Origin of the sequence: Actinomadura monticuli (assembly GCF_041463655.1) — a bacterium.
Lineage (GTDB): Bacteria > Actinomycetota > Actinomycetes > Streptosporangiales > Streptosporangiaceae > Spirillospora > Spirillospora monticuli.
In genome coordinates this window covers 461,136-487,563 of record NZ_JAXCEI010000004.1, presented here as the reverse complement: position 1 = coordinate 487,563, position 26,428 = coordinate 461,136, and the positions used below count along the sequence as shown (strand labels likewise).

The following is a 26,428-nucleotide window of genomic DNA, read 5'->3' as shown; positions in this document are numbered from 1 at the left end:
ATCGGTACGGTTACGCAGAAATTTCGCTAAACCGACCGAAAGTGGTGGCGGATTTCAGTTGAAGCGTCCACTATAGGGACCCGTACGGCAGGCGCGGTGTCCGCACGTGCCGTCCCCACCGAACCGAATCGCCGGAGTGATCGTATGTCCGTTCGACCCTGGACCCCTGAGGACCTTGGGCGTCCTACGGACGGGACCTGGGCGGACGTCGCCTTCGGCTTGGGGGAGATGTACGAGCGCGAGGGCGACCTCCGCCAGGCCGCCGGCTGGTACCGGCGGGCCGCCGAGTCCGGGCGCGCCGACGCCGCGCTGCGCCTCGGCGCCGTGCTGGGGCGGATGGCCGACGCGGGGCCCGCCGGCGAATCGGCCGAGGACCTGCTGGCCGAGGCCACCCGCTGGCTGAGCGGCGCCCACGACGCCACCACTCCCGACGCCATCGAACTCATCACCGACATGCTCAACCGGCAGCTGCGGCAGGCCGCGCGCCGCGGCCTGGAGCCCGCCGCCGCGGGCTGACGCCTTCCGGACACGTCCGGTTCGTCGTGAACCGAACCGCTTCACCCGTCGTCGGAGTCCATGAGATCGACGACAGCGGAGGGTGGACGAGTTGAGCGGCGAGGAGCCCGGGTACGTGCCCCCGGACCACAAGACGACCGCCGAGTTCCGCGTTCCCGGCCGGGCCGCCGCCGCGCCGGGCGCGGGGACCGAGGCCGATTCGACCCTCGTCGACGAGCCCGTGGACGACCTCGCCGACGCGACGGTCCAGGACTTCCCCGACGACGCCCCCGAGGACGACCCGGAGGCGACGTTCCAGGACCTTCCGGCCGACGACCCGGAGGACGATCCCGAGGAGACCGCGCAGGACCTCCCCTCGGACGGCCCGGACGCGACCCTCCTCGACCCGCCGGAACCGGCCAAGGCGTCCGCGACCGTCACCGACATCCGGCTGGAGAAGCACGCTCCGCTCGTCGCGCCCCCGGCGGAGGCGGCGGAGGCGGCGGCGTTCGAGCAGGCCGCGATACCGGAGCCCGCGCCTGAACCCGCGCCTGAACCCGCGCCTGAACCCGCGCCTGAACCCGCGCCTGAACCCGCGCCCGCTCCGGTCGTCGGAGAAGCGCCCTGGACGGCGCAGTTCGGCGCCGAGTGGGAAACGGCACCTTCCGGCACGGGCGCTCCGGCGTTCGCCAGCGCCATGCCCTCCGCCGGCCCTGGACCGGGACCGCAGCCCGACGCGACCGCCCCGGCGATGCCGTCCGGGGGAGCGCCGTCGTCCCGGCCGCGGTTCCCGGTGATCCTCATCGCGGTGATCGCCGCGGTGGTGCTCCTCGCCGCCGCCGCGCTCGCGGCGCTGCTGCTCGCCGGCGGCGGTCCGGACGACGAGGGCGGGAGCGCGAAGAACCCGTCGCCGGCCGCGTCCGCCCCGGCGGCACCCGGGGGAGCGACGGGCGGGCCGCAGCCGACGGCGCCGGGCACCCCCGCGCCCGGCGAGGGGACGCCCCCCGAGGCGACGCCGCCGTCGGCGGGGCAGCCGCCCGCCGAGCAGCCCGCCATGCCGCCGCCCGCCACCACGGCCCCGATCGGCCCGCTCGTGCAGGGCAAGGGGATCACCTACCAGCTCGTCCAGCAGGACGAGGGGTACTACGAGGGCAAACTGGTCATCACCAACCGCACCGACCGCCCCATGAAGACATGGAAGCTGACGTTCCGGGCGCCCGGCGCGGACGTGAAGAACATCTGGGGCGCGCGGCTCGTCCACGGCGGCGCGAAGGTGGAGATCAGGAACCTGGACGGGGCGCCCGCGATCCCGCCCGGCGGCACCTGGGACGTCCAGTACGGCGCCGCCGGGCCCGCGTCCACCCCGAAGGGCTGCGAGCTCAACGGCAAGGCGTGCGGCTTCTGACCGGGGTACTAGGCTTTCGGTCATGCGTATCGCCAGGTTCTCCACCGACGACGGCATGTCCTTCGGCGTGGTGGAGGAGAACACCGTCGCCGCCATCGCGGCCCACCCGTTCGGTGAGCTGACGTTCACCGGGCAGCGGTTCCCGCTCGCCGACGTCCGGCTGCTCGCGCCGATCCTGCCCAGCAAGGTCATCGCGATCGGGAAGAACTACGCCGACCACGTCCGCGAGATGGGCGGAGACGCGCCGCCCGCAGAGCCGGTGATCTTCTCCAAGCCGTCCACCGCCGTGATCGGTCCCGGCGAGGCGATCGCCTACCCGCAGAAGCTGTCTGAGCGTGTCGACCACGAGGGCGAGCTGGCCGTCGTCATCGGCCGCCTGTGCCGCGAGGTGCCCGCGGCCCGCGCCGCCGACGTCATCCTCGGCTACACCTGCGCCAACGACGTCACCGCCCGCGACCTGCAGGCGAAGGACGGCCAGTGGACGCGCGCCAAGGGCTTCGACACGTTCTGCCCCATCGGCCCGTGGATCGAGACCGGGATCGACCCCGCGGACCTGGCGATCTCCACCACCGTCAACGGCGAGGTTCGCCAGGACGCCCGCACGTCCCTCCTGCTGCACGACATCCCCACGCTCGTCGAGTACGTCAGCCAGGTCATGACGCTGCTGCCCGGCGACGTCATCCTCACCGGCACCCCCGCCGGCGTCGGCCCCCTCCAGATCGGGGACGAGGTGACCGTCACCATCGAGAACATCGGCAGCCTCACCAACCGCGTCATCGCGCGAGACTGAGCCATGGCGTTCGGCGGCTTCACCGACGAGGCGTTCGCGTTCTACGAGGGCCTGCAGAGCGACAACGGCAAGCCCTACTGGACGTCCCACAAGGAGACCTACGAACGCCATGTGCGCGAGCCCCTGACCGAACTGTGCGCCGAACTCGAAGAGGAGTTCGGCGCGGTCAAGCTCTTCCGGCCCTACCGTGACGTCCGCTTCAGCAAGGACAAGACGCCCTACAAGACGCACCAGGGCGGCCACACCAGCGAAGGCTTCTACATCCAGGTCGACGCGGACGGCCTCATGGTCGCCGGCGGCATGTACGCGCCGACCCCCGGCCAACTTCGCCGCTACCGCGAGGCCGCCGGGTCCGACACCTACGGCCGCGAGCTCCAGGCCATCGTGGACGACCTCCGCTCCGCCGGCATGGAGATCGCCGGCGACCGGCTCAAGACCCGCCCCCGCGGCACCGCCCCCGACCACCCGCGGCTCGAACTCCTCCGGCACCGCTCCCTCTACGCCCGCACCGGCTGGCCCGCCGACCCGTGGATGGAGGACCCCGGCCAGGTCGTCGCCCGGGTCCGGACGTCCTGGCGCCGCCTGCGCCCCCTCGTCGACTGGGGCCGCGAACACCTCGGCCCGCCCGACCCCGACCGCTGACCGCCGCCCCGCGCAATCGTTTTGGTCGTTGTCCCGCAGTCCTGTATTCTCATCGAGGCGCGAGCGACCGGGTCGGAAACGGCACGGAAGCCCGTACCTCACTGGGGTATGGTGTAATCGGCAGCACGAGTGATTCTGGTTCACTTAGTCTAGGTTCGAGTCCTGGTACCCCAGCTGCGTCCGTTCAGGCGGACACACGCCCCCGTCGTCTAGTGGCCTAGGACGCCGCCCTCTCAAGGCGGTAACGGCGGTTCGAATCCGCTCGGGGGTACTCGGCTGGGCTGCTCGTCGGCCTTCGGCCAGGTCCGAGCGAGAGATCACTCGGGTGCACGTGTCCGGCCCCCGTCGTCTAGTGGCCTAGGACGCCGCCCTCTCAAGGCGGTAACGGCGGTTCGAATCCGCTCGGGGGTACAGGCGAAACCGCAGAGCGCCGATATGGCGATCTGCGGTTTTTTCGTGTTCGCGAATAGGTCACGTCTTCTCGGGGAGGCGCGGGTAGGCAAGCCCACGTCCACGAGGAGCGGTGCATGAGCGGTATGCGGGCTGTGCGGGTCGTCGGGTACGGCGAGGATCTTCGGATGGCGGAGGTTCCGGTGCCGGAGGTGGACGGGCCGTTCGACGTCGTGGTGAAGGTCGGCGGGGCCGGGGTGTGCCGGACGGATCTCCACATCCTGGAGGGGCAGTGGGCGGAGAAGTCCGGGGTCGCGCTGCCGTACACGATCGGGCATGAGAACGCCGGGTGGGTGCGGGCCGTCGGGTCCGCGGTGACGAACGTCGCCGAAGGCGACAAGGTGATCCTGCATCCGCTGGTCACGTGCGGGCTGTGCCGGGCGTGCCGGTCGGGGGACGACGTCCATTGCGAGAACGGCCGGTTCCCCGGGATCGACGCCGATGGCGGGTACGCGGAGTATCTGAAGACGTCCGCGCGCAGCGTGGTGAAACTGGATGCGTCGCTGGAACCGGCGGACGTGGCGGCGTTCGCCGACGCGGGGCTGACGGCCTACCACGCGGCGGCCAAGGCGGCGCGGCGGCTCACGCCGCGGGACCGGTGCGTGGTCATCGGGGCCGGCGGGCTCGGGCACATCGGGGTGCAGGTGCTCAAGGCGATCAGCGCGGCCGAGGTGATCGTGGTCGACCGCAGGGCGGACGCGGTGCGGCTGGCGAACGAGATCGGCGCCGACCACGGGGTCGTCGCCGGCGGGGAGCATGTCGAGGAGGTGCTCGACCTCACGGGCGGCGGTGCGGAGGTCGTCATCGACTTCGTCGGCGAGGGCGGCACCACCGCCGAGGGGCTGCGGATGCTGCGGGAGGCGGGCGACTACCACGTGGTCGGGTACGGCGAGAACATCGACGTGCCCACGATCGACGTCATCTCCGCCGAGATCAACATCATCGGGAACCTCGTCGGGTCCTACAACGACCTGTGCGACCTCATGGCTCTCGCGGCGCGCGGCGCGGTCACGCTGCACACGAGGAAGTACGCGCTGGACGACTTCCAGTCCGCGATCGACGATCTGGACGCGGGGCGGGTGCGGGGGCGAGCGGTCCTGACGCCGTGATGTGCGGACGCGCCGCGCGGGGGAATGATCCATCCGTGCGGTGGGGTTCGAGGGGCTGGTGCGCGCTGCTCTCCGGCGCCATGGTGCTCGTCACCGCGGACGTCCTTCTCGGCGGCCCGCTCAGGCGCGTCGACTGGGCCGTCCACGCGTTCTGCGACGCGCACGTCCGGGGCGCACTGCTCACCGCCGTGCACCTGGTGACCAAGCTCGGCCAGCGCGGTGACCTGGTGGTCGTCATCGTCCCGCTGGCCGTCATCGCCGGGATGCGGAGGCGGTCTCTTCGGTACCCGGTGCTGAGTGCGGCCATCGTGTTCGGGCTTTCGCTGCTGCAGGCGGGGCTGAAGGCGGTGATCCCTCGGACCTATCCGTACCATGACGCCGATGTTCTGTTCGACGGAGGCAACGCCTATCCGTCCGGCCACACCCTGAACGCGTTCGTGCTGGTCTGGGTCGTCCTCGAACTGGTGGTCGTCGCGTTTCCGTCGGTCCGGTTGCCGGCGCGCCGGCGCCGGGACGTCTCGCTGGTGACCGGTTGGGCCACGGCGGCGGCCCTGACCGTGGCGGACGAGCATTGGCTCACGGACGTGCTGTTCAGTCTCGCGCTGGGGCCCGTCCTGCTGGCGCTTCTCGTCGCGGCTTCCCCGTTCAGCGAACGTTCTCGATCACTCGGCCGTCCGGCCCTGCCGAGGAGGACGGGTGTCGGCCAGCCGCCGCCACCTCGATGAGAGTCCGCGTGCGGGAACCTTTTCGCCGTCCACGCGTGCGAATCGGCTGGCCCGACGGCCAGTGATCCCCTGATCTGGCACAAGGCGGCCTGACGCGGCGGATCGGGTGAATGATGAGGGCGATCATCGACGCGTGAGGGAGCCAGCGCATGCCGGACATGGCACGGCCGGAACCGGAGATCGACACGAGCGTGCCGCATTCGGCCCGCATCTGGGATTACTGGCTGGGCGGCAAGGAGAACTACCCGGTGGACCGGGAGGCGGGCGACGCCGTCCTGCGCGTGCTGCCCGGAATCGCCGTCTCGGCGAAGCAGGACCGGGCCTTTCTCGGGCGCGCCGTGCGCTTCCTGATCTCGCAGGGCGTCCGCCAGTTCCTCGACCTGGGCACGGGGCTTCCCACCGTCGACAACACCCACGAGGTCGCGCAGCGCCTGGCGCCGGACAGCCGGATCGTCTACGTCGACAACGACCCGCTGGTGCTCACCCACGCGCGGGCCCTGCTGACGAGCCGTCCCGAGGGCGCCTGCGACTACATCCAGGCCGACATCCGGGACACCGCGGCGGTGCTCGAAGGGGCCGCCGCCACCCTCGACCTGGACCGTCCGGTCGCGCTCATGCTGCTGGGCGTGCTCAACCACATCCTGGACGACGCCGAGGCGCTGCGGCTCGTCGCCGACCTGCTGCGCGGGCTCGCCCCCGGCAGCCACCTGGTCATCTCCCACACCTGCGACGCGACGACCGACGAGCTGGACGGCGAGGCGATGCGCCGGGCGGTGCGGGAGGTGATGGACCGCGGCGGGACGCCGATCCGCGCCCGGTCCCCCGAGGGGATCGAGGCACTCTTCGACGGCACCCGGCTGCTGGAGCCGGGGGTCGTGTCGTGCTCGCGGTGGCGTCCCGACCCGTCACCGTGGCGTGAGCCGGAGGTCCCGCACTTCAGCGGCGTCGCCGTCCTGTAGGCGGGTCGATCTCGCCGGCCGTGCTCGCGCCGAACAGGGCGTCCGGGACGGCATCGCGGAGGCCGCGGACGGTCCGCTTCGCCGCCAAGCTGTCGGGCAGGCTGGAGGTCAGGACCACCTCCAGCCTGGTCAGGCGCCCGTCCGCGGAGGTCTGCGGGGTTCCGACGCGGGCGACGCCGGGCGCCCGCGAGAGCGCGCCGGTCACGGACGCAGGTTTCGCGGTGATGACCTGCACCGGACGCCCCTGGCCGCCCGGGTAGTGCTCCGCCAGCAGCCGCTCACCGACGGTCGAGCTGGGCGTGCTGGCCAGGAAGTGGGCGCGGTCGAGGCCGGTGTGGATGCCGAGGCAGCCGGACGCGAGCGCGCCGAGGACGACCAGGCCGCCCACCCAGACCAGGCGGGGGCGTGCCGCGATGCGGCGCCCGGCGCGGTCCCAGGCGCCGCGCGCGGGCGGGGCGCCGCCGTAGCGGGGGATGCGCGGCCAGAAGATCCAGCGCCCGAAGATCACGAGGAGGGCGGGCGGCGGGGGCCGCCACGACGGTCGCGGGTGTCGCGTGTCCTTGGCTGACGAGCACCGATGTGGTCAACTAAAATCATTGACATGGGGAGGGGCGACATGCGGGAGCACGCGGACGGGGTCTCGCCGGGGGCGTCGCTGGCCGAGAAGGTCGAGTGGCTGATCCAGAACCTGTGGCCGGCCGACGCGGGGCCGCCGCGCAACAACGTGGAGACGGCCGCCGCCATCGCGCGCGCCACCGGGGAGGACATCTCGTCCACCACGGTCTGGAAGCTGCGAACCGGGCGGCAGGAGAACCCGCAGCTGAAGACGCTGACCGCGCTCGCCACGTTCTTCGGCGTGCCGATCGGCTACTTCGGCTTCGCGGGCGAGTCCGAGCCGATCGGCGACGACCTCACGATCAAGGCCCTGCAGCGGGACGTGCGGCAGGGCGTCATCCGGCCGGAGGTGCTGCGCGCCCTCGTCGACCTCTCGCCGCGGGCCCGCTGGGTCGTGGACGAGATGATCCTCGCCGCCGCGGCGGCCGACCGGCAGCGCCACGTGTAGCAGGCGGGCGCCGCGGGCGGCGGCGATGTTTCGCCGCCATCCCGATCAGGTAAGGGCGGACTAGCAGTCCAGCCGGGAGCCGCCATGCCGCCGTACGCCGTCGTCCTGTCGGTGATGGGGCTGGTCGGGGCGCTCGTCGCGGCCGTCTACGCGGTGTCGTTCGCCGTCGCGCCGCGCGCGTTCGAGGCCGGGCCGTTCCTGGCGGGGGGCCGTCCGGCCGAGCACGCGCTGTCCCGGTTCCACGTGCGCTGGTACGCGGTGTCGATGGTGTTCCTCGCCTTCGACATGGAGATGGTCTTCATGTTCCCGTGGGCGCTCGTCGTCGCGTCCATCGGGGTGAAGGCGGTCGTGGAGATGTTCGTCTTCCTCGCGCTGCTGCTGGTCGGCGTCCTCTACGCGTGGCGGGAGGGGGCGCTGCGGTGGGCCTGAGGCGCGATCCGCGCCCGTTCGTGGTGTCCGCCGCGGACGGGACGCGGGACAGGCTCGCGGTCGAGGCCGAACTGCGGCGGCGCCGGTGGCGCCCGGCCCTCTCCCCGGCGGAGACGGGGATGCTCGTCGTGTGCGGCGAGCCCGGCCCGGCGCTGGCGGAGGCCATCGAGACCGTGTGGCGGGACATGCCGGAGCCGCGGGTCCGGGGGCTGGACGGCGACCGCGGCGGCGGGCGTGGGCGTCCCCCGCTGGAACTCGACGCCGGCATGGCCGACCGTGCCGACGACCGGGACGGGCTGCGGCTGGACGTCCTGCGCGTGCCGCTCGGGCCCGTCCTGCCGTACTGGCCCGCCGGGCTGCGCGTCGACCTGACGTTGCAGGGCGACGTCGTCCAGGCCGCGGAGGTCGCCGTCGTCGACCGCGCGGACGGGACCTTCTGGACGGAGGAGCGGCGGGTGGCCGCCCGGTTCGACGGCCTCTCGCGGTTCCTGCGCGTCGCCGGGTGGGAGGCGGCCGCCGAACGGGCCGCGGTGCTGCGGGACGAGGCCCTGGACGGGGCGCCCACCGCGCGATTCGGGCCGTTCGTCCGGAAGGTTCGCCGGTCGGCCGTCCTGCGCTGGATGACGCGGGACGTCGGCGGCGTGCGTGCGCGTGTCGAGCAGTGGCTGCGGGAGATCGAGGGCGCGGACGGGCGGCCGCGGCCGGCGGCGCTCGAGGCGCTGGAGGCGCTGGAGGCGCTGCCGGCGCTGCTGGAGGGGGCGGGGCTGGCCGAGGCGCGGCTGATCGTGGCGAGCCTCGATCCCGACCTCGGGGCGATCGATGGCTGAGGTCGCCGTCCTCGGTGTGCTGGCGGTCGCGGCGGCGGCGCTGAGCGGCGCGTTCGCGGGACGTCCCGTCGCGCCGTTCCGGGAGGCCGTGCGGCTGCTGACCACGCAGCGCCGCGTGACGGCGGCGTCCGACCGGATGCTGACGAGGATCGGCGCGATCTCGCTGCCGGTGTCGGCGGCGCTCGCGGCGCTGGTGGTGCCGTTCGGCGACCGTGCGGCCGTGGGGACGAGCGTCGGCGTCGTCTGGTTCAACGCGATGGAGGTTGTGGCCTGGGGTTCGGTGTGGCTGGCGGGGTGGGGGGTCAACTCGGCGTACGCGCTCGTCGGCGGGTACCGGTTCATCGCGCAGGGCCTCGCCTACGAGCTGCCGCACATGTTCGCGCTCATCACCGCCGCGCTGGGCGCGCACTCGCTCGACCTGCGGGTGATCGCGGACGCGCAGGGCGGGCTGTGGTTCGCGGTCTGGATGCCGGTCGCGTTCGCCGCCTATCTGGTCTCGGTGCTCGCGATGGCGTTCTGGGGCCCGTTCGAGCATCCGGTGGGCGGCGACGTGGCCGGGGGAGCGATGTCCGAGCTGTCGGGGCCGGACCGGCTCGTCTTCCTGGCCGGGCGGTACGGGCTGCTCGCGGTGGCGGCGGCGGTCTCCGTCCCGCTGTTCCTCGGCGGCGGGGCGGGCCCGCTGCTGCCGGGATGGCTGTGGTCGCTGGTGAAGACCTGCGCCGTCCTCGCCCTGCTGGTGTGGACGCGGGGCCGCGTTCCGGTAGTGCGCATGGACCGGGCCATGACGGCGGCGTGGGCGGTGCTGATCCCCGCCACGGTGCTGCAGATGTTCGTCGTCGGGATCGTCGTCGTCTGAAGGAGGGGAGCGGGTGGAGGCCGTCGCGTTCTGGGTGCTCGCCGTGGCCGCGGTCGGGGCGGGCGCCGCGGTGTTCGCCGTCGACTCGATGGCGCGGGCGACGTTCGCGCTGCTCGCGTCCTTCCTGTGCGTCGGCGCGGAGCTGCTGCTCGTCGACCTGCACTACCTCGGCGTGCTGGTGGTGCTGATGATGATCATGGAGATGCTGGTGATGGCCGTCTTCATGGTCATGTACATGATGAACCCGGCGGGGCTCATGCCGATGACGATGGTGCACAACAGGCGCGGCGCGCTGGGGATCTCGGGCGCCCTGTTCGGGGCGCTGGCCGCCGGGATCCTCGCGATCCCGTGGCCGGAGCGCGCCGGGCGCCCGCCACCCGACCCGACGTTCGCGCTGGGCGAGTCGATCATGGGTCCGAAGATGCTCGTCATGATGGTGATCGGGATCGCGATCCTGGCCACCATGATCGCGACGGTGGTGCTGGCGACGCGGCGGGGACGGTACGGCCGTGACGCTTGAGACGTTCCTGCTCCTCGCCGCCGCGCTGTTCTGCGTCGGGCTGTTCGGGGCGCTGTCGCAGCAGTCGATCGTGATGCTGATGATGGGCCTCGAACTCATGGTCAACGGGATCGTCGTCGCGGCGGCCGGGTTCTGGTTCTGGGTGTCGCCCGGCATGGCGGACGGGCAGGTCCTCGTGCTCGTCGCGATCACGGTGATGGCGCTGGAGATGGCGATGGGCTTCGCCGTCGTCACCGCGCTGTTCCGCGCCCGCGATGTGGACATGACCGATGACGCGGGAGAGCTCAAAGGATGAGCGGAGCGAGCCGGGGGGTGCGGGGGGTCGTCCCCCCGCGGGGGGCGGGGTTGAGCGGAGCGAGCCGGGGGGTGCGGGGGGTCGTCCCCCCGCGGGGGGCGGGGTTGAGCGGAGCGAGCCGGGGGGTGCGGGGGGTCGTCCCCCCGCGGGGCGCGGGCGTATGAGCATCCGGCTGGGCGGGCTCGCGGTGGACGGGTTGTCCGCCGTGCTGCTGGCGACCCTCGCGACCGTCCTGCTGGCGGTGCTCCTCTTCGCGGCGGGCGAGCGGTACGGCGTTCGGTTCTACGGCCTGATGCTGCTGTTCGCGGCGGCGATGGCGGTCACGGTCACCGCGACCGACCTGCTGATGCTGCTGATGGGCTGGGAGGTCATGGGCGCGATGTCGTACGCGCTCATCGGCTACGCGTGGCCGGACGCGGAGCGGGTCCGGTCGGCCGGCGTCGCGTTCCTGACGACGCGGGCCGCCGACATGGGCCTGTACGCGGCCGCCGGGTTCGCGGTCGCCGGGGCCGGTTCGCTGAGGCTCGACGCGCTGGCGCAGGCGGACGGCCCGTGGCGGGACCTGATCGCGGCCGGGATCGTCGTGTCCGCGCTGGGGAAGTCGGCGCAGCTTCCGTTCTCGTTCTGGCTGGCGCGGGCCATGGCCGGCCCGAGCCCGGTGTCGGCTCTGCTGCATTCGGCGACGATGGTGGCCGCCGGCGCGTACCTGCTGATGCGCGTCCATCCGCTGCTGGCGGCCACCGGCTGGGCGGACGCGCTCGTGTCGTGGGCGGGCGCGGTCACCGCGCTGGTCCTCGGCGCGGTCGCGCTCGCCCAGCGCGACCTCAAGCAGCTTCTCGCCGCGTCCACGTGCTCGCAGATCGGCTTCATGGTGCTGGGGGCCGGCGCCGGTTCGGTGGGCGCCGGGACGGCCCAGCTGGTCGCGCACGCGGCGGTGAAAAGCCTGCTGTTCCTGTGCGCGGGCGCCTGGCTGACCGTCCTCGGGACCCAGCGGCTGGACGGGCTGCGGGGCGCGGCCCGGCGGCACCGGGTCGTCGGCGCCGCGTTCGGGGTGGGGGCGCTGGCGCTGGCGGGCGTCCCGCCGCTGTCGCTGTGGGTGACGAAGGACGAGGTGTTGAGGGGGCTGCCGGGCGGGCTGCTCGCGGTCGGGCTCGCCGCGTCGGTGCTGTCGGCCGCCTACGCGGCGAAGGCGCTGCTCGTCGTGTTCCGCCCGGCCGAGGGGGGCGCCGTGCGGGTGCCCGTCCTGGAGCAGGTCCCCCTGGTCGCGCTGGCCGTCGCGGCGGCCGTGCTCGGCGCCGCCGGGCTTCCGGGGGTGCCGGTCGAGGGCGGGCCCGATGCCTGGCTGCTCGCCCTTTCCGGTGTGCTGGCGGTGGTCACGGTCGGTGCGGCCGGGTTCGTCCGGCGGGTCCCGGCGCCCGCGTGGGCGGCGCAGTGGCTGTATCTGGAGCGGGCCGCCGATGCCGTGGTGGTGCGTCCGGCGTTCGCGGTCGCGCGGTGGCTGGCGCGCTTCGACGACCGGGTCGTGGACGGCGCCGTCCGGGGCGCCGTGCGGGGCGGCCGGTGGGCGGCGGGCCTCGCCGGGCGCCGGATCGAGATCCGCGTGGACGGTCTGACCGGCCTGGTCGTGCGCGCGGCCCAGGCCCTCGCCGCGCTGGCCCGCCGCCCGCAGACCGGGCAGGTCCACCTGTACTACGCCCAGGCCGCGGTCGTCCTCGCGGTGCTCGCCGTCGTCGCGATCCTGGCCGGGTGAGCCGGTGCTGACGTTGGTGGTCTTCCTGCCGCTGGCCGTGGCGCTCGCGCTGCCGGCCGTCCCGCGCCGGGCGGTGCCGTGGACGTGGGTCGCCGCCGCCCTCGCCGAGGTCGCCCTCGTCGCCTGGATGTGGGTCTCGCACGGGACGCGCGGCGGGATGTCGTTCGAGACGAACGTGCGGTGGATCCCGTCCGTCCGCGCCGGTTACCACGTCGGCGTGGACGGCCTGTCGCTGCCGCTCCTCGCGCTGACCGCCGTGCTGTTCGCGGCGTGCGCGGTGTACTCGCTGAGGCAGACCCACCGGGTGCGGGCGTTCGCGATCCTGTTCCTCTTCCTGGAGACCGTGTGCCTGGGGCTGTTCGCCGCCCTCGACCTGCTGCTGTTCTTCGTGTTCTTCGACCTGTCGATCGTCGGCATGTACTTCGTGATCCTGCTGTGGGGGCACGGCGACCGGTCGCGGTCCGCGCTGAAGTTCTTCCTGTACACGTTCTTGGGGTCGCTGATCCTGCTGCTGGGGTTCATCGGCCTCTACCTGGGCGCCGACCCCAGCACGTTCGACATGGTGGAGCTGACCCGCAGCCCGCCCCTGCACGGCGGCCTCGCCGGGCTCACGCTCCTCGCCGTCGGGATCGGCCTCGGCATCAAGACGCCCGTCGTCCCGTTCCACACCTGGCTGCCGCCCGCGCACACCGACGCGCCCGCCGCCGGGTCGGCGATCCTCGCCGGGGTCATGCTGAAGATGGGCACGTACGGGCTCGTCCGGATCGCGATGCCGATGCTGCCGGACGCCTGGCGCCGCTACGCGCTCGTCATGCTCGTCGTCGGGCTGGTCGGCGTCCTGTACGGGGCGCTGGTCGCGCTCGCGCAGGACGACGTCAAGCGGCTCGTCGCGTACACGTCCGTGAACCACATGGGCTACATCGTCCTGGCGCTGGGCGCGGCCGGGTACGCCTCCGGGGACGCCGGCGCGCGGCGGCTCGCGGTGACCGGCGCGGTGACGCAGATGGTCAGCCACGGTCTCGTCACCGGCGCGCTGTTCCTGCTGTGCGGGGTGCTGCACGACCGGGCCGGGAGCTACGACCTCGGCCGGTTCGGCGGCATCGCGCGCGGCGCGCCCGTGTTCGCCGGGCTGACCGCCGTGGCGGCGTTCGCGTCGCTCGGGCTGCCCGGCCTGTCCGGGTTCATCGCCGAGTTCCAGATCTTCGCCGGGACGATCGGGAGCGGCACGGCGGCGGCCGCCGTGACCGGCGCGCTCGCGGTCACCGGGATCCTGGTCACGGCGGCGCTGTTCCTGCGCGTCCTGCACCGGGCCGTCCTCGGGCCGCCCGGCGAGCTGACCGCGCGGGTCACCGACGTGCGGCGGCCCGAACTGGCCGCGCTCGTCCCGCTGCTGCTCCTGTCGCTGCTCATCGGCGTCGCGCCGCGCGCCCTCCTCGACACGATCGAGCCGCTGTCGGCCGCCGTCGTCGCGCTCGTGGGACGGTGACGCGGCCCGGTGATGAACGAGAACCCCGCCGGCCTGGCCCCCGAGCTGTGCGTACTGATCGCGGCCGTGCTCGGCCTGGTCGGCGGGCTGTTCCTGCCCCGCGAGCGGCAGCGGCGGGTCGCGGCGGTCTGCGCGGCCGGGCTCGCCGCGGGGCTGGCCGCCGCCGGTGCCGCCGCGACCCGCGCCGACCTGGCGGTGTTCGACGCGTTCCGCGTCGACCCGATCACGCACGTCACCCGGATCGCCGTGCTGGGCGCGACCCTCGGCGTGCTGGCTCTGGCCGCCGGGCGGGTCCGCGGCCATCCCCGGGAGAGCGAGCACTACGTCCTGATCCTGCTGTCGGCGCTCGGGACGATCGTGCTGGGCGCCACGTCCGACCTGCTCGTCCTCGTCGCCGCGTACCTGCTGGCGAGCATCCCCGGCTACGCCCTCGCCGGGTTCGGCAAGGACGCGCCCGGCACCGAGGCCGCGCTGAAGTACTACCTGATGGGCGCGCTGCTCGGCGTCTTCATGCTCGCCGGGGTGACGGTCCTGTCCGGGGTGGGGCGCGGCACCGCGTACCCGGCGCTGCGCGCCGGCCTGGCCGGCGCCCCCTCGGCGGCGGTCGCCGTGGGCGTCGTCGGGCTGCTCGCCGGGCTGCTGTTCAAGGCGGGCGCCGTCCCCGGCCACTACTGGGTGCCGGACGTGACCGAGGGCGCCCCGCCCGCCATCGCCGCGTACGTCACGACCGTCCCGAAGATCGGGGCGTTCGCCGCCCTCTACCGCTTCGGCGCCGAGGCCCTCCCTCCCGGGACGTCCTGGCCGGTGCTCGTCGCCGTCATCGCCGCGGCCACGATGACGCTCGGCAACCTCGCCGCGTTCGGGCAGGACAACGTGCGGCGGCTGCTGGCGTACTCGACCGTCAGCCAGGCGGGCTACCTCCTCGTCCCCGTCGCGATGGCGGGCCGCACCGGCCTGGCCGAGCCGGCGCTGCTGTACTACGTCGCCGCCTACGCGGTGACGAACCTCGGGGCCTTCGCGGTCGTCGTCGCCCACGGACGCGACGACCTGGCCGGATACACCGGGCTGATGCGCGGCTCCCCGCTGCTCGGGCTGTCGCTGGTCGTCTGCCTGCTCGGCCTCGTCGGCACCCCGCCGACCGCCGTGTTCGTCGGGAAGGTCCTGATGTTCGGCGCGGCCCTCGACGGCGGCTACCTCTGGCTCGCCGTCGCCGCCGCCGTGAACACCGTCGCGAGCGTGTTCTACTACCTGCGCTGGATCGTCCCGCTGTTCCGGTGTCCGGACGGCCCGTCCCGTCCGGCGCGCGGCGCGACCGCGGTCGCCGTCGCCGCCGCACTGCTCTCGCTGGCCCTCGGCATCGGCAGCGGCCTCGCGCTCACGAGCTGAGCAGCCCGCGCTCTCCCGCGAGGTCGAGCGCGGCCTGGGACGCCGGGGCGAGCAGGTGCCGGTCGTCGCGCCCCACGTAGCGGTACTCGTCCACCTCGCCGGCCGGCGTCATGGCGCCCCGGTGGGCGGCGGTGAAGCAGGCCATCCGCACGCGGGAGAAGCCCGGCTGGTCATGGGCGGCCGCCCAGATGACGCCCAGATCCCGGAAGGACGCCCTGTCCAGTTCGAGCGCGAGCTCCTCGCGGACCTCGCGGGACAGCGCCGACCAGTCGTCCTCCCCGGCTTCGCGCTTGCCGCCGGGCAGGTAGAGCAGGTCGCGCCCCCGGGACCGGACGGCGAGCATCCGCCCGTCCGACACCTCGACCCATGCGACCACATCGAGAAACGTCACGACGCTCAGTGTGCCAGCCGCACCGTGACCGCCTCGGCGCCGCCGAGGCCGAGCGCGCCCGCCGCCGAGCCCTGGTTGACGGCCAGGCCCAGCCAGCCGGACGAGTCGGTCCACATGAGCGGCTCGCCCGGGGCGACGCTGCCGAAGGTCTCCTCGAACGTGAGCCGCGCGGTGCCGGTCTCCCAGCTGACGCGCAGCGGCGTTCCCGGCGGCAGGTCGCCGAACGCGGCGGCCAGGTCGGAGGGCTCGGCGCCCAGGATCAGGCTGCCGAAACGGTCGGTGTAGAGGACGGGTGCCGTCAGCTCGCCGTCCGCGATCGCCGGCGGCGGGAGGTCCAGCGGCAGCGGGTCGACCCGGGCGCCGAGATCGGCCACGTCCACGCCGGTGGCTATGTGCGCGGCGGCGGGGGAGAAGACGTCGCGGCCGTGGAACGAGGCCGACACCTCCGGCAGGCGGTACGCCGGATTCTCCAGGGCGTGCGCCCGGACGACGCCGCCCAGCCGCTCCGCCGCCGGGAGGAGGAGCCCGTTGTCGGGGCCGACCAGCACGTCCCCGCGCCCCGTCTCGATCGCGACGGGCCGGCGCGGCGTGCCGACGCCCGGGTCCACGATCCCCGTGTGCACGCCGGGCGGCAGGTACGGGAGCGCCTGCCGGAGCAGCATCGCGCCCTCGCGGACGCCGAACGGGGTGATCTCGTCGCTCAGCACCAGCACGTTCGCCGCGGGCGCGATCGTGTAGACGACCCCCGCGCAGATGGAGGTGTACGCGGCGCCGAAGTCGGTCGCCAGGCTGACGAACGGGCGGCTGCCGGGCATGGGCCGAGCCTACCGAGCCCGGCCCGTATCCTTCGCGGATGCGTGCAGAGGCTCTCGATCCGGTGCTGCTGCGGACCTTCGTCGCCGTCGCGGACGCCGGGTCCTTCACGGCCGCCGCGGCCGCCGAGGGGTACACGCAGTCCGCCGTGTCCCGGCAGATCGCGGCGCTGGAGGACGTCTGCGGCGTGGAGCTGTTCGCGCGCGGCGCCCGGGGCGTCCGGCCGACACCGGCGGGGGAGTACCTGCTGCCGCACGCGCGCGGCCTCCTCGACCGGCTCGCCGAGACCGCCCGCGCCCTCGACGGGCTGCGCCGCCTCGACACCGGGACGCTGCGGCTCGGCGCCTTCCCCACCGCGAACGCCGTGCTCGTGCCGCGCGCCCTCGCCCGGTTCCGGGCCCGCCATCCGGGCGTCCGGCCGCTGCTGCGCGAGGGGACGACCGAGCGGCTGCTGCCGATGCTGGACGCGGGCGACCTCGACATCGTGCTGGTCAGCACGCACAAGCATCCGTCGATCGACGCCGAGGACCTGGTGCCGCTGCTGGACGACGCGCTCCTCGTCGCGCTGCCGGACGGGCACCGGCTCGCCGGGCGCGACCGCGTCCCGCTGCACGAGCTGGCGGGCGAGCCGTGGATCGTGGCCGACGACCCCGACGCGGTCGCCGCGCTGCGCGCCCGCTGCGAGGCCGCCGGGTTCGTCCCGGAGACGCCGCTGCGGGTCGCCGAATGGATCTCCAAGCTGGGCCTGGTCGCCGAGGGGTTCGGCGTCACCCTGGTCCCGGCGCTGGCCGCCTCCGGGCTGGCGCGGGAGGGCGTCGTGCTGCGCGCGGTGTCGTCCGGCCGGCCGCGCCGGTCCGTCTACGCGGCGGTGGGGCGGCACGCGCGCAGGTCCCCGGCCGTCACCGCGTTCCTGGCGGACCTGCGGGACGTGGCCGGGGACCTGCGGCCCTGACGGCTACGGGACCGCGGCGACGATCTCGACCTCGATCAGCGCGTCCGGGTGGAACAGCCGGGGCACCTCGACGGTCGTGCTGGTCGGCGGCGCGCCGGTGAAGTGCCGCATCCGGACGGCCCCGTACTCGCCGCGCAGGTCCATGTCGGTGAGGTACGTGCGGATGCCGACGACGTCGGCGAAGCCCGCGCCGTGCGCGGCGAGGATGCGTTCGAGCAGCGAGAAGACGACCTCGGACTGGCGGGTCATGTCGCCGGGCGCGTCCACCTTGCCGTTCTCGTCCAGGGCGATCTGCCCCGACACGTACAGCATCGGCCCCTGGGTGACATACGCGGTGTGGGAGTAGGCGGGGTTCGGCGGCGCCGGGACGGTCGCCGGGTTGTCGAGTGTGACGCGCATCTGCGTGGTCCTCCTGATGTGGTCTGCGAGTGCGGTGAGGTCGTGGTCCGCGAGCCCGGCGGCGAGCGCGGACCGCGTCCGCGCCCGGACGGCGGGCAGGACGCCGCCTGCGCCCGAGCCGTCCCCGCCGGAGCCGTCTCCGCTGGAGCCGTCCAGGGCGAGATCGAGGTCTTTGGCGGCTAGGGCGAGGGTGAAGCGCGGCGGGCCGGGGTCCTCCAGCAGCCGCCGGGCCTGCGGGCTGATGCGCGCCAGCGCGTCCAGGGCCAGGCGAGTGTCGACGCCGAGCCGGCCGGCGAGGCCGAGCGCCTCCCCGAGGACCGCGAAGTTCCCGACGAGCACGCTGTTCACCACCACCTTGAGCGCGGCGCCGGCGCCGGGCGGGCCGACGTGCCGGACGGTCCCCAGCGCGGCGAACGCTTCGGCGCAGCGGGCCAGATCGGCGTGCGCGGCACCCGCGAGGATCACCAGCCCGCCCGCCTCCGCCTGCGGGACGCTCCCGGAGACGGGCGCGTCCACGAGGCCGATGCCCGCCGGCAGCCGGTCCCGGACGCGGCGGACGGCGTCCGGCCCGATCGTCGACATGTCGGCGATCACGGCGCCGGGCTCCAGCGCCGGGACCGCGCCGCCGGGGCCGAACAGGACGTCCTCGACGGCGCCCGCGTCGGTCAGCATCGTGATCACCAACTCGGCGCCCGCGGCGGCCTCCGCGGGCGTGGCCCGCTCGGCGGCGCCCGGGAGCGCCGCCGCCCGGCCGGGCGTCCGGTTCCAGACGGTCAGGTCGTGGCCGGCGGCGCCGAGCCGCCCGGCCATCGGAGCGCCCATGCGCCCCAGTCCGAGAAAGGCGATTCTTGTCATGGCGGAATCGACGTTAAATGCCGTGAAGACATGACACCAGCGAAGACTTCGCACGGGAGCCATGCGCAGCGCGCATGCCTCAGAAGAGGGCGAAGAGCAGCACCACTCCGGCCAGCAGCATCGCCAGGCCCGTCATGACGAGGACGGAGGCCGGGTCGGCCGCGCCATGCCCGGCGGGCAGCCGGTGCCGCCGGAGCCGCAGGCTCACCCGGGCCCGGCGGGCCAGCAGCGCCGCGGCGCCGCACACCACGGCGGCGGCGACGGCCGCGCCGGGCGCCGCCGGCGCGAGCCGCACGCACAGCAGCCCCGCGACGATGAGCGAGAGGGTGGTCCGCGACCAGGCGAGCGCCGTCCGTTCCGGCTGCGCTCCCCGGTCCCAGAGCTTCACCGGGTGACCAGGACGGCCACCAGCAGCACGATCGCGGCGACCGCGATGCCGTAGGCCATGACCGGGGCGAGCGCGGGCGGCGGGAGCGTCTCGTCCCGGCGGAGGGCGCGCTCGGTGCGCAGCCAGCGGCGGAACGCGAACGCGGCGACGGCCGCGCCGGTCGCGGCGAAGACGACCGCGAGGCCGTGCCGGAGCACCGGCTCGACGAAGTCGCCGGCGAGCGCGACGCCGATGCCGCCCGCGATCAGCGCCAGCGCCGTCCGGATCCAGGCGAGGAACGTGCGCTCGTTGGCGAGGCTGAAGCGCGGATCGGGGTCGCTGCCCTCGGCGAGCAGGCGGTCGGCCCACCCGCCGCCGGGGGCGCGCGGTGGCTGTGTCGTGGTCATCGCCGTTCATGTTAGGCGATCGAAGTGAATGCTTAATTGACCGGCCGCGAATACCAATTCCGATTGATTATCCCGGAAATGGAGTGAAGCGGGGTCAGCGGGCGCCGAAGCGGCGGGCGGCGGCGTCCTCCTGGGCGAGCCGGTGCAGCGCCGTGAGGACCTGCTCGTACAGGACGGTGGAGACGAGCAGCGCGTGGGCCGTCCGGCCGCGCGGGGCGCCCTCGGCGACCCGGCCGATCTCGTGCTCGGCCACGTCGGCCGCGGCCCGCACGTAGGGGCGCAGGTCCTTGAGCGTGATGGGGAAGCCGAGGCGGCGCAGCGCCACGAACGTGTGCGCGAGCAGGTCGCGGGCGGGGGCGTCCGCGCCGACGGTCCAGTCCAGCTCGCGGACGAGGGCGTCCACGTCCTCGCGGGCGGCCCGCCAGTGCGGGTCGTGCGGCGCGGCGACGTGCGGGCCGATGGCCCGCCGGCTGGTGGCGAACAGCTCGTGCAGGCCGACCCGCTCGTCCTCGACGGCGGCGATGATCTGCTGGATCGCCGCGACCGGCAGATCGCCGACCTCGCGCAGCGCGCTGATCAGGCGCAGCCGCTCCAGATGGCCGCCGTCGTACTCCGAGCGCGTGGCGCTCACCGCCGAGCCCTTCGGGAGCAGGCCCTCCCGGATGTAGAACTTGATCGTCTGGACCGTCAGCCCGCTCCGATCGCTGAGCTCGGAGATCTGCACCGTCGAACCCCCTTTACCGGGGGCCAACGGTAGCGAGGTCGAGGGAATGGATACTGGCACTATCCAATGTCTGTCTGAGTTGTACTGGTTCGTGGATCGGTGACCGACCGGCCCGCCCAGAAGTCGCACCGGCCGGGGAGGCGCTCGTCCAGCGCGATCCGGACCGTGACCGCCTCGCCGGGGGCCGCCTCGGCGACCGCGAAGCCCGCGAGCCGGACGGCCCCGTCCGCGGCGGCGTAGCACTGGACGACCTCGCGCCCGGCCCGGCTCCCGGTATTGCGGACGGTCACCTCCGCGTCCCCGCCCGAGACGGTCAGCGGCCCGTACTCCCAGGCCGTGTAGCCGAGCCCGTGCCCGAACGGGTACGCGACCTGGGCGGGCGCGTAGTGCCGGTAGCCGATCGCGGCGCCCTCGGCGTAGTCGAGCGTCCCGTCCGCGGCGGGGACCGGCGACAGGACGCCGTCGTGCGAGGCCGGGAACGTGGTGGGCAGCCGCCCGCCGGGCTCGGCCGCGCCGGTGAGGACGTCCGCGATCGCGTCCCCGCCCTCCTGGCCCGGCAGCCACGCCCACAGGACGGCGGCGACCTCGTCCCGCCAGGGCATCAGCACGGGCGCGCCCGCGTTCACGACCACGATCGTGCGCGGGTTGGCGGCGGCGACGGCGGAGACGAGCTCGTCCTGGCGGCCGGGCAGGGCGAGGGACGCGCGGTCGAAGCCCTCGCTCTCCACGTCGTCGTTCGTGCCGACGACCACGACCGCGGCCTCGGCGCCGCGCGCGGCGGCCACGGCGGCGGCGAGCGCGTCGTCCTCGGACGGGTGCGGCCCGTGGTGGCCGATGCCGAACGACGTCGCGAAGCTTCCGGGTGCGTGGGAGCAGTGCAGTTCCACCGGAATCGCCGCGCCCGCCGTGAGTTCCACCTCGACGCGGTGCTCGGGCGGGCGCAGCAGCGCCTCGACGGGATCGCCGTGCCCGGGGGTCAGCGTCACCGCCGCGCGGGCCTCGCCCACGCGCAGCTCGAAATCACCCGCGCCCGCGATCGCGAACGTGTGCACGCCGTCCTCGTCGGATGTCACCTGCGTGCGGGCGACGATCCGGGCGGTGCCCCGGGGTATGCCGCCGAGGAAGACGAAATCGGCGGCCCTGCGGTGCTCCGACTCGACCAGGGCGCCGTCCGCGTCGAAGAAGTCGAGCCGCACCCCGCGTTCACCGGTCTCCGGGTCGGTGGTGAGGGAGAGCGGCAGCGGAGCCAGGCGGCGGTGCGGGTAGACGCCGGGACGGACGATCAGCTCGGTCCCGTCCCCGAGCGCCCGCCGCAGCCCCTCGACCGGGGTCACGACGTGCTCGGGATTGACGTGCGCGCTGCCCCCGCCCTGCGCGCTGAACCGGACCGCGTTGGGGCCGATCACAGCGAGCCTGCGCACCGGGCTCAGCGGCAGCGCGCCGCCCTCGTTGCGCAGCAGCACGGCGGCCCTCGCCGCCGCCTCCCGGAGCTGGTCACGGGCGTCGGGAGGCGTCGTCGCGGGCGGCGGCTCGGGGAAGCCGTCGAGCGCGCCCACGCGCGCGGCCAGCCGCAGCACGCGCAGGACCTTGTCGTCGATCAGCTCCTCGGCGACCCCGCCGGCGCGGACGGCGCCGACGAGCCTGTCCCGCCACGGGCTGGCGGGCGTGCCGGGCATCTCGACGTCCATGCCCGCGTTGGCGCTCTCCTCGGTCGACCGGATCGCCGTCCAGTCGGACACGACGACGCCGTCGAAGCCCCAGCGCTCCTTCAGCACGCCCGTCAGCAGCGCCCGGTTCTCCGTCATGGACGTGCCGTTGACCTTGTTGTATGCGGCCATGACCGCCCACGCGCCGGCCTTCACCGCCGCCTCGAACGGACGCAGGTACAGCTCGTTCAGGGCCTCGTCGCCGATCCGCGCGTCGTAGGACATGCGGGCGGTCTCGGAGTCGTTGCCGACGAAGTGCTTCACCGTCGCGGCGACGCCGGCCGACTGGACGCCCCGGACGAACGCGGCCCCGACGCGGGCGGTGAGCAGCGGGTCCTCGGAGTAGTTCTCGAAGTGCCGGCCGCCGAGCGGCGTCCGGTGCAGGTTGATCGTGGGCGCGAGCTGGACGTGCACGCCCCTGTCGCGCGCCTGGGCGCCGTTCAGCCGCCCGATCCGCTCGGCGAGCGCCGGGTCCCAGGCGGCGGCGATCGCCGTCGGGTTCGGGAAGAGCAGGCTCGGGCGGCGCTCGTCCCAGGCGGTGCCCCGGACGCCGGACGGCCCGTCCGACATGACGAGACCCCGCAGCCCGATCCTCGGGATCGGGCGCAGGGTCCAGAACCCGTCGCCGGTGAGCAGGTGGACCTTCTCCGCGAGGGTGAGGTCCGCCAGCAGGGCGCGCAGCCGGGCTTCGTCCATCCGCCGACTCTACGTTCCGGGTCAGGAGGCGGTGCGGCGCATCCCCTCGGAGATCTTCTCGGCGGCGGCGACGACGGGGGCGGCGTGCAGCCGGCCGGGGGAGCGCGACAGGCGTTCGAGCGGGCCGGACACCGAGACGGCGGCGATCACCCGTCCGCCGGCGCCGCGGATGGGCGCGGACACCGACCCGACGCCCTGCTCGCGCTCCCCGACGCTCTGCGCCCAGCCCCGCCGCCGGACGGACGCGAGCGTCGTGGCCTCGAACTTGGCGTTGCGCAGCCCCCGGTGCAGCCGGTCGGGCTCCTCCCAGGCGAGCAGGATCTGCGCGGCCGAACCCGCCGTCATGGGGAGTGCGGCCCCCACCGGGATGGTGTCGCGCAGGCCGCTGGTCCGCTCGGCGGCGGCGACGCAGACCCGGACGTCCCCCTGGCGGCGGAAGAGCGAGGCGCTCTCGCCGGTGAGGTCGCGCAGGTGGGCCAGAATGGGCTGGGCGATCGCCAGCAGCCGGTCCTCCCCGGCGGCGACCGCCAGCTCCGCGAGCCGCGGCCCGAGGATGAAACGCCCCTGGGTGTCGCGGTGGACGAGGCGGTGGTGCTCCAGCGCGACGGCCAGCCGGTGGGCCGTGGGGCGGGCGAGACCGGTCGTCTGGACGAGCTGGGCGAGCGAGGCCGGGCCGGCCTCCAGCGCGTTCAGAACGAGTACGGCTTTGTCAAGTACGCCGACTCCGCTAGAGTTGTCCATGTCTTGATATTGCCGTCTCGTAATATGAGATGCAAGTCAAGGTGACAGAGACCACGGCGACGGGCGACCGGCACCGGTGCCGACGATGACAGGTGAGGTGGGAGTGATGGGCCGAACACTGGCCGAAAAGGTCTACGACGCGCACGTCGTACGGCGTGCCGAGGGTGAGCCCGACCTCCTCTACATCGACCTGCACCTCGTCCACGAGGTGACCAGCCCGCAGGCGTTCGACGGGCTGCGGATGGCGGGCCGCCCCGTCCGCCGCCCCGACCTGACGATCGCCACCGAGGACCACAACGTCCCGACCACGGACCTGCTCAAGCCCATCGCCGACCCGGTGTCGCGCACCCAGGTCGAGACGCTGCGCAAGAACTGCTCCGACTTCGGGGTCCGGCTGCACCCCATGGGCGACGCCGGCCAGGGCATCGTCCACGTCATGGGCCCGCAGCTCGGCCTCACCCAGCCCGGCATGACCGTCGTCTGCGGCGACTCGCACACCTCCACGCACGGCGCGTTCGGCGCCCTCGCGTTCGGCATCGGCACCAGCGAGGTCGAGCACGTCCTCGCCACGCAGACGCTGCCGCAGATCCAGCCGAAGACGATGGCCGTCACCGTCGAGGGCGCCCTGCCCGAGGGCGTCACCGCCAAGGACCTCATCCTCGCGATCATCGCGCGGATCGGCACCGGCGGCGGCCAGGGGCACATCATCGAGTACCGCGGCGAGGCGATCCGCTCCCTGTCGATGGAAGGCCGCATGACGGTCTGCAACATGTCCATCGAGGCCGGCGCGCGCGCCGGCATGATCGCCCCGGACGAGACCACCTTCGAGTACCTCAAGGGTCGCCCGCACGCCCCCCAGGGCGAGGAATGGGACAAGGCCGTCGAGTACTGGACGTCCCTGCGCACCGACGACGACGCGGTCTTCGACACCGAGGTCGTGATCGACGCGGCCGAGCTGAGCCCGTTCGTCACCTGGGGCACCAACCCCGGCCAGGGCCTGCCGCTCGGCGACTCCGTGCCCGACCCCGCGTCCTACGCCGACCCGGTCCAGCGCCAGGCCGCCGAGCGCGCCCTGGACTACATGGGCCTCACCGCCGGCACGCCGCTGCGCGAGATCAAGGTCGACACCGTCTTCGTCGGCTCCTGCACCAACGGCCGCATCGAGGACCTCCGCGCCGTCGCCGGCGTGCTGCGGGGCCGCACGGTCGCCGACGGCGTCCGCATGCTGGTCGTCCCCGGCTCCATGAAGGTCAAGCAGCAGGCCGAGGAGGAGGGCCTCGACCAGGTCATCGCCGCCTCCGGCGCCGAATGGCGGGAGGCCGGCTGCTCCATGTGCCTGGCGATGAACCCCGACAAGCTCACGCCCGGCGAGCGCAGCGCCTCCACGTCCAACCGCAACTTCGAGGGACGCCAGGGACCCGGCGGCCGCACCCACCTGGTGTCGCCCGCCGTCGCCGCCGCAACCGCCGTCACCGGCCGCCTGGCCGCGCCCGCCGACCTCTAAGGAACCACGATGGAAGCCTTCACCACCTACACCGGGCGCGCGGTCCCGCTGCGCCGCAGCAACGTCGACACCGACCAGATCATCCCGGCCGTCTGGCTCAAGCAGGTCAGCCGCACCGGATTCGAGAAGGGCCTGTTCTCCGGCTGGCGCGAGGACCCGGACTTCGTCCTGAACCAGCCCCAGTACGAGGGCGCCGGCATCCTGGTCGCCGGGACCGACTTCGGCACCGGCTCGTCCCGCGAGCACGCCGTCTGGGCCCTGCAGCAGTACGGGTTCCGGGTCATCATCGCGCCGCGCTTCGGCGATATCTTCCGCAACAACTCCACCAAGATGGGTCTGCTCCCGGTCATCCTGACCGGCGAACAGGTGGAGGACCTCCAGGCGCGCGTCGAGAAGGACCCCACCCTGGAGATCACCGTCGACCTGGACAAGCGGCAGGTCCGCTACGCCGGCGAAGTCGCCGCCTTCGACATCGACGACTACACCCGCTGGCGCCTCATGGAGGGCCTGGACGACATCGGCCTCACCCTCCGCCACGCCGACGCCATCAACGACTTCGAAGAATCCCGCGGGAGCTGGCTCCCCAGGACTGTTTAGCCCAGGGGGCGACCCCCTGGAACCCCCGTTGCGACGCAGGCGATCCTCACGCCGCCGTTTCGGTCATTGTGCCCGTTGCTGTTTGTGTGGCGTCGCTGCGGTCGCCTGCGTCGGCGGGCAGGCCCGCTGCGGTCGCTGGCGCTCCCTCCGCGTGCCTGCCCGTGGTTGTCGCTTCGGTCTGCGGGGACGCTCGGGCCCAGTCCAGGAGGGGGGCGGTTGTGACTCGTCCAGGGGCGTCCACCTGCGGCGGAGGGCGTGGTGTGAGCTCGGTCGGGTTCCCTCGGAATTCGTGCGGTCGTGCTCACACGCACCCCGGGCGTGGCGGTCGTCGGCGGCACCAGGGACAATTTCCGTGTGCCATGCTCGCCGACCGTTTGGGGGAGTGGAATTGGCTGCGGTCCTGTGGAGTGGGCCCGAGTGGGAAGATCCTGCGTTGACCCAGCTCGCGCGACAGTTGCGTGATGCTCACAAGGCGGTCGCGCCGCTTCCGCCGGAGAGCAGGCAGCGGCTCATCCGGCACCTGCTGGCGATCACCGATCTGGCGAAACGGGACGCCGGACTGGCCGCCCGCAGGCTGGAGTCGTTCCTCGCCGATTTCCAAGACGGCCCCGACGTCGGTTAGCGTGCGCAGTGGCCGGATCCGGTCCGGTCACCCGGCGAGACGGGGGCGAGGCCGACAAAAACGCCAGCGACACGCCAACTCTTGCGTGCAGGTGATTGTGTCCATGCTGAGGGTCCCATAGTTTCGTTCGGGCAAGGGGGGAACTAGAGGAGTAACCCATGAACAAGCGTGAGCTGGTCGACGCGATCTCTGACCGGCTGGGCAGCAAGAAGGCCGCAGCCGAGGCCGTCGACGCCATCCTGGAGGCGATCCAGACCGCCGTCGCCAAGGGTGACAAGGTCGCCATCACCGGGTTCGGTTCGTTCGAGAAGGCCGACCGGCCTGCCCGTACGGCCCGCAACCCCGCAACGGGCAAGACCATCGAGGTTCCCGCGACGTCCGTGCCCAAGTTCAAGGCGGGCGCCGACTTCAAGAACCTGGTGGCCGGCAAGAAGTAGCCTCACCGCGACAGCGCCCGGGACCGTGCC

30 protein-coding genes and 3 tRNA genes are annotated in these 26,428 nt (G+C 73.6%); 24 read left to right on the top strand and 9 right to left on the bottom strand.

Going from position 1 to position 26,428, the window contains the following annotated elements; translation table 11 throughout:
* The first annotated feature begins 144 nt into the window (after positions 1-144).
* The 10 genes from SM611_RS11560 (at position 145) to SM611_RS11515 (ending at position 6,575) form a co-directional block, all read left to right on the top strand.
* On the top strand, positions 145-516 hold the full coding sequence (locus SM611_RS11560) for a tetratricopeptide repeat protein (protein ID WP_371949395.1): 372 nt from the start codon (positions 145-147) through the stop codon (positions 514-516).
* Positions 517-607: 91 nt separating this feature from the next.
* Positions 608-1,900 (top strand): cellulose binding domain-containing protein, encoded by a 1,293-nt coding sequence (locus SM611_RS11555; RefSeq protein WP_371949393.1) that lies wholly within the window; start codon positions 608-610, stop codon positions 1,898-1,900.
* Between the two features lie 22 nt (positions 1,901-1,922).
* The gene (locus tag SM611_RS11550) at positions 1,923-2,690 is read left to right on the top strand and encodes a fumarylacetoacetate hydrolase family protein (RefSeq protein ID WP_371949392.1); all 768 of its coding nucleotides are present in this window, start codon (positions 1,923-1,925) and stop codon (positions 2,688-2,690) included.
* Positions 2,691-2,693: 3 nt separating this feature from the next.
* Complete coding sequence (locus SM611_RS11545) at positions 2,694-3,332, top strand: DUF2461 domain-containing protein (protein WP_371949390.1); 639 nt, start codon at positions 2,694-2,696, stop codon at positions 3,330-3,332.
* Positions 3,333-3,434: 102 nt separating this feature from the next.
* A tRNA-Gln gene (locus SM611_RS11540) sits at positions 3,435-3,506 on the top strand.
* Positions 3,507-3,530: 24 nt separating this feature from the next.
* A tRNA-Glu gene (locus SM611_RS11535) sits at positions 3,531-3,603 on the top strand.
* Between the two features lie 67 nt (positions 3,604-3,670).
* Positions 3,671-3,743: transfer RNA gene (locus tag SM611_RS11530), tRNA-Glu, on the top strand.
* A 125-nt stretch (positions 3,744-3,868) separates the two neighbouring features.
* On the top strand, positions 3,869-4,891 hold the full coding sequence (locus SM611_RS11525) for an NAD(P)-dependent alcohol dehydrogenase (protein ID WP_371949493.1): 1,023 nt from the start codon (positions 3,869-3,871) through the stop codon (positions 4,889-4,891).
* A 35-nt stretch (positions 4,892-4,926) separates the two neighbouring features.
* A complete protein-coding gene (locus SM611_RS11520) occupies positions 4,927-5,616 on the top strand; it encodes a phosphatase PAP2 family protein (RefSeq protein WP_371949388.1) in 690 nt (229 codons plus the stop codon).
* A gap of 149 nt (positions 5,617-5,765) precedes the next feature.
* Positions 5,766-6,575, top strand: coding sequence for an SAM-dependent methyltransferase (locus SM611_RS11515; protein WP_371949387.1), 810 nt, complete (start codon positions 5,766-5,768; stop codon positions 6,573-6,575).
* Here the strand turns inward: SM611_RS11515 and SM611_RS11510 are convergent.
* On the bottom strand, positions 6,553-7,083 hold the full coding sequence (locus tag SM611_RS11510) for an MMPL family transporter (protein WP_371949386.1): 531 nt from the start codon (positions 7,081-7,083) through the stop codon (positions 6,553-6,555). The genes SM611_RS11515 and SM611_RS11510 overlap by 23 nt on opposite strands.
* A 93-nt stretch (positions 7,084-7,176) precedes the next feature.
* Here SM611_RS11510 and SM611_RS11505 point away from each other — a divergent pair, with 93 nt between their 5' ends.
* From SM611_RS11505 to SM611_RS11465, 9 genes are all read left to right on the top strand, one after another.
* Positions 7,177-7,638, top strand: coding sequence for a hypothetical protein (locus SM611_RS11505; RefSeq protein ID WP_371949384.1), 462 nt, complete (start codon positions 7,177-7,179; stop codon positions 7,636-7,638).
* A gap of 84 nt (positions 7,639-7,722) precedes the next feature.
* Entirely contained in the window at positions 7,723-8,067 is a 345-nt protein-coding gene (locus tag SM611_RS11500) for an NADH-quinone oxidoreductase subunit A (protein WP_371949382.1), read from the top strand.
* Positions 8,058-8,894, top strand: a complete 837-nt coding sequence (locus SM611_RS11495; protein WP_371949381.1) for a hypothetical protein — start codon at positions 8,058-8,060, stop codon at positions 8,892-8,894. The genes SM611_RS11500 and SM611_RS11495 overlap by 10 nt, the downstream gene beginning before the upstream one ends.
* Positions 8,887-9,750, top strand: a complete 864-nt coding sequence (locus tag SM611_RS11490; RefSeq protein ID WP_371949379.1) for a complex I subunit 1 family protein — start codon at positions 8,887-8,889, stop codon at positions 9,748-9,750. Before SM611_RS11495 ends, SM611_RS11490 begins: the two co-directional genes overlap by 8 nt.
* A gap of 13 nt (positions 9,751-9,763) precedes the next feature.
* Entirely contained in the window at positions 9,764-10,270 is a 507-nt protein-coding gene (locus SM611_RS11485) for an NADH-quinone oxidoreductase subunit J (RefSeq protein ID WP_371949377.1), read from the top strand.
* Positions 10,260-10,565, top strand: a complete 306-nt coding sequence (nuoK, locus tag SM611_RS11480) for an NADH-quinone oxidoreductase subunit NuoK (protein ID WP_371949375.1) — start codon at positions 10,260-10,262, stop codon at positions 10,563-10,565. Before SM611_RS11485 ends, nuoK begins: the two co-directional genes overlap by 11 nt.
* A gap of 160 nt (positions 10,566-10,725) precedes the next feature.
* Positions 10,726-12,315 (top strand): NADH-quinone oxidoreductase subunit 5 family protein, encoded by a 1,590-nt coding sequence (locus tag SM611_RS11475; protein ID WP_371949373.1) that lies wholly within the window; start codon positions 10,726-10,728, stop codon positions 12,313-12,315.
* A 4-nt stretch (positions 12,316-12,319) separates the two neighbouring features.
* Positions 12,320-13,801, top strand: a complete 1,482-nt coding sequence (locus tag SM611_RS11470) for a complex I subunit 4 family protein (protein ID WP_371949371.1) — start codon at positions 12,320-12,322, stop codon at positions 13,799-13,801.
* Between the two features lie 12 nt (positions 13,802-13,813).
* Positions 13,814-15,187, top strand: coding sequence for an NADH-quinone oxidoreductase subunit N (locus SM611_RS11465; RefSeq protein WP_371949369.1), 1,374 nt, complete (start codon positions 13,814-13,816; stop codon positions 15,185-15,187).
* Here SM611_RS11465 and SM611_RS11460 read toward each other — a convergent pair.
* Together SM611_RS11460 and SM611_RS11455 are read right to left on the bottom strand one after the other, a co-directional pair.
* A complete protein-coding gene (locus tag SM611_RS11460; protein WP_371949367.1) occupies positions 15,177-15,578 on the bottom strand; it encodes an NUDIX hydrolase in 402 nt (133 codons plus the stop codon). The two genes, SM611_RS11465 and SM611_RS11460, sit on opposite strands and share 11 nt — an antisense overlap.
* Before the next feature lie 5 nt (positions 15,579-15,583).
* Positions 15,584-16,393, bottom strand: a complete 810-nt coding sequence (locus SM611_RS11455; protein ID WP_371949365.1) for an SAM hydrolase/SAM-dependent halogenase family protein — start codon at positions 16,391-16,393, stop codon at positions 15,584-15,586.
* A gap of 38 nt (positions 16,394-16,431) precedes the next feature.
* Between SM611_RS11455 and SM611_RS11450 the strand changes: the two genes are divergently transcribed.
* Complete coding sequence (locus tag SM611_RS11450) at positions 16,432-17,343, top strand: LysR family transcriptional regulator (RefSeq protein WP_371949363.1); 912 nt, start codon at positions 16,432-16,434, stop codon at positions 17,341-17,343.
* 3 nt (positions 17,344-17,346) lie between these two features.
* Here the strand turns inward: SM611_RS11450 and SM611_RS11445 are convergent, their stop codons facing one another.
* The 6 genes from SM611_RS11445 to SM611_RS11420 all read right to left on the bottom strand — a co-directional run bounded on the left by SM611_RS11445 (position 17,347) and on the right by SM611_RS11420 (position 23,238).
* Complete coding sequence (locus SM611_RS11445; protein ID WP_371949361.1) at positions 17,347-18,597, bottom strand: NAD(P)-binding domain-containing protein; 1,251 nt, start codon at positions 18,595-18,597, stop codon at positions 17,347-17,349.
* 79 nt (positions 18,598-18,676) lie between these two features.
* Positions 18,677-18,985, bottom strand: coding sequence for a DUF202 domain-containing protein (locus SM611_RS11440; RefSeq protein WP_371949359.1), 309 nt, complete (start codon positions 18,983-18,985; stop codon positions 18,677-18,679).
* A complete protein-coding gene (locus SM611_RS11435; RefSeq protein WP_371949357.1) occupies positions 18,982-19,371 on the bottom strand; it encodes a YidH family protein in 390 nt (129 codons plus the stop codon). The genes SM611_RS11440 and SM611_RS11435 overlap by 4 nt, the downstream gene beginning before the upstream one ends.
* A gap of 94 nt (positions 19,372-19,465) precedes the next feature.
* Positions 19,466-20,095, bottom strand: coding sequence for a MerR family transcriptional regulator (locus tag SM611_RS11430; RefSeq protein WP_371949355.1), 630 nt, complete (start codon positions 20,093-20,095; stop codon positions 19,466-19,468).
* A gap of 59 nt (positions 20,096-20,154) precedes the next feature.
* Entirely contained in the window at positions 20,155-22,497 is a 2,343-nt protein-coding gene (locus tag SM611_RS11425) for a beta-glucosidase (protein ID WP_371949353.1), read from the bottom strand.
* Positions 22,498-22,518: 21 nt separating this feature from the next.
* Positions 22,519-23,238, bottom strand: a complete 720-nt coding sequence (locus SM611_RS11420; protein ID WP_371949351.1) for an IclR family transcriptional regulator — start codon at positions 23,236-23,238, stop codon at positions 22,519-22,521.
* Between the two features lie 106 nt (positions 23,239-23,344).
* On the opposite strand from SM611_RS11420, the gene leuC reads away from it, so the two are divergent.
* The 4 genes from leuC (at position 23,345) to SM611_RS11400 (ending at position 26,398) form a co-directional block, all read left to right on the top strand.
* Entirely contained in the window at positions 23,345-24,742 is a 1,398-nt protein-coding gene (gene leuC / locus SM611_RS11415) for a 3-isopropylmalate dehydratase large subunit (protein ID WP_371949349.1), read from the top strand.
* Positions 24,743-24,751: 9 nt separating this feature from the next.
* Positions 24,752-25,339 (top strand): 3-isopropylmalate dehydratase small subunit, encoded by a 588-nt coding sequence (gene leuD / locus SM611_RS11410; RefSeq protein ID WP_371949347.1) that lies wholly within the window; start codon positions 24,752-24,754, stop codon positions 25,337-25,339.
* A 388-nt stretch (positions 25,340-25,727) separates the two neighbouring features.
* The gene (locus SM611_RS11405) at positions 25,728-25,961 is read left to right on the top strand and encodes an SCO5555 family protein (RefSeq protein WP_504230277.1); all 234 of its coding nucleotides are present in this window, start codon (positions 25,728-25,730) and stop codon (positions 25,959-25,961) included.
* A gap of 158 nt (positions 25,962-26,119) precedes the next feature.
* Positions 26,120-26,398 (top strand): HU family DNA-binding protein, encoded by a 279-nt coding sequence (locus SM611_RS11400; RefSeq protein ID WP_026403810.1) that lies wholly within the window; start codon positions 26,120-26,122, stop codon positions 26,396-26,398.
* The last annotated feature ends 30 nt before the right edge of the window (positions 26,399-26,428 follow it).

Coding starts and splice junctions, on each gene's coding strand:
- SM611_RS11560 (WP_371949395.1), top strand. CDS start 145: ATGTCCGTTCGACCCTGGACCCCTGAGGACCTTGGGCGTCCTACGGAC.
- SM611_RS11550 (WP_371949392.1), top strand. CDS start 1,923: ATGCGTATCGCCAGGTTCTCCACCGACGACGGCATGTCCTTCGGCGTG.
- SM611_RS11545 (WP_371949390.1), top strand. CDS start 2,694: ATGGCGTTCGGCGGCTTCACCGACGAGGCGTTCGCGTTCTACGAGGGC.
- SM611_RS11525 (WP_371949493.1), top strand. CDS start 3,869: ATGCGGGCTGTGCGGGTCGTCGGGTACGGCGAGGATCTTCGGATGGCG.
- SM611_RS11515 (WP_371949387.1), top strand. CDS start 5,766: ATGCCGGACATGGCACGGCCGGAACCGGAGATCGACACGAGCGTGCCG.
- SM611_RS11505 (WP_371949384.1), top strand. CDS start 7,177: ATGGGGAGGGGCGACATGCGGGAGCACGCGGACGGGGTCTCGCCGGGG.
- SM611_RS11500 (WP_371949382.1), top strand. CDS start 7,723: ATGCCGCCGTACGCCGTCGTCCTGTCGGTGATGGGGCTGGTCGGGGCG.
- SM611_RS11490 (WP_371949379.1), top strand. CDS start 8,887: ATGGCTGAGGTCGCCGTCCTCGGTGTGCTGGCGGTCGCGGCGGCGGCG.
- SM611_RS11475 (WP_371949373.1), top strand. CDS start 10,726: ATGAGCATCCGGCTGGGCGGGCTCGCGGTGGACGGGTTGTCCGCCGTG.
- SM611_RS11465 (WP_371949369.1), top strand. CDS start 13,814: ATGAACGAGAACCCCGCCGGCCTGGCCCCCGAGCTGTGCGTACTGATC.
- SM611_RS11455 (WP_371949365.1), bottom strand. CDS start 16,393: ATGCCCGGCAGCCGCCCGTTCGTCAGCCTGGCGACCGACTTCGGCGCC.
- SM611_RS11450 (WP_371949363.1), top strand. CDS start 16,432: ATGCGTGCAGAGGCTCTCGATCCGGTGCTGCTGCGGACCTTCGTCGCC.
- SM611_RS11445 (WP_371949361.1), bottom strand. CDS start 18,597: ATGACAAGAATCGCCTTTCTCGGACTGGGGCGCATGGGCGCTCCGATG.
- SM611_RS11435 (WP_371949357.1), bottom strand. CDS start 19,371: ATGACCACGACACAGCCACCGCGCGCCCCCGGCGGCGGGTGGGCCGAC.
- SM611_RS11425 (WP_371949353.1), bottom strand. CDS start 22,497: ATGGACGAAGCCCGGCTGCGCGCCCTGCTGGCGGACCTCACCCTCGCG.
- SM611_RS11420 (WP_371949351.1), bottom strand. CDS start 23,238: ATGGACAACTCTAGCGGAGTCGGCGTACTTGACAAAGCCGTACTCGTT.
- leuC (WP_371949349.1), top strand. CDS start 23,345: ATGGGCCGAACACTGGCCGAAAAGGTCTACGACGCGCACGTCGTACGG.
- leuD (WP_371949347.1), top strand. CDS start 24,752: ATGGAAGCCTTCACCACCTACACCGGGCGCGCGGTCCCGCTGCGCCGC.
- SM611_RS11400 (WP_026403810.1), top strand. CDS start 26,120: ATGAACAAGCGTGAGCTGGTCGACGCGATCTCTGACCGGCTGGGCAGC.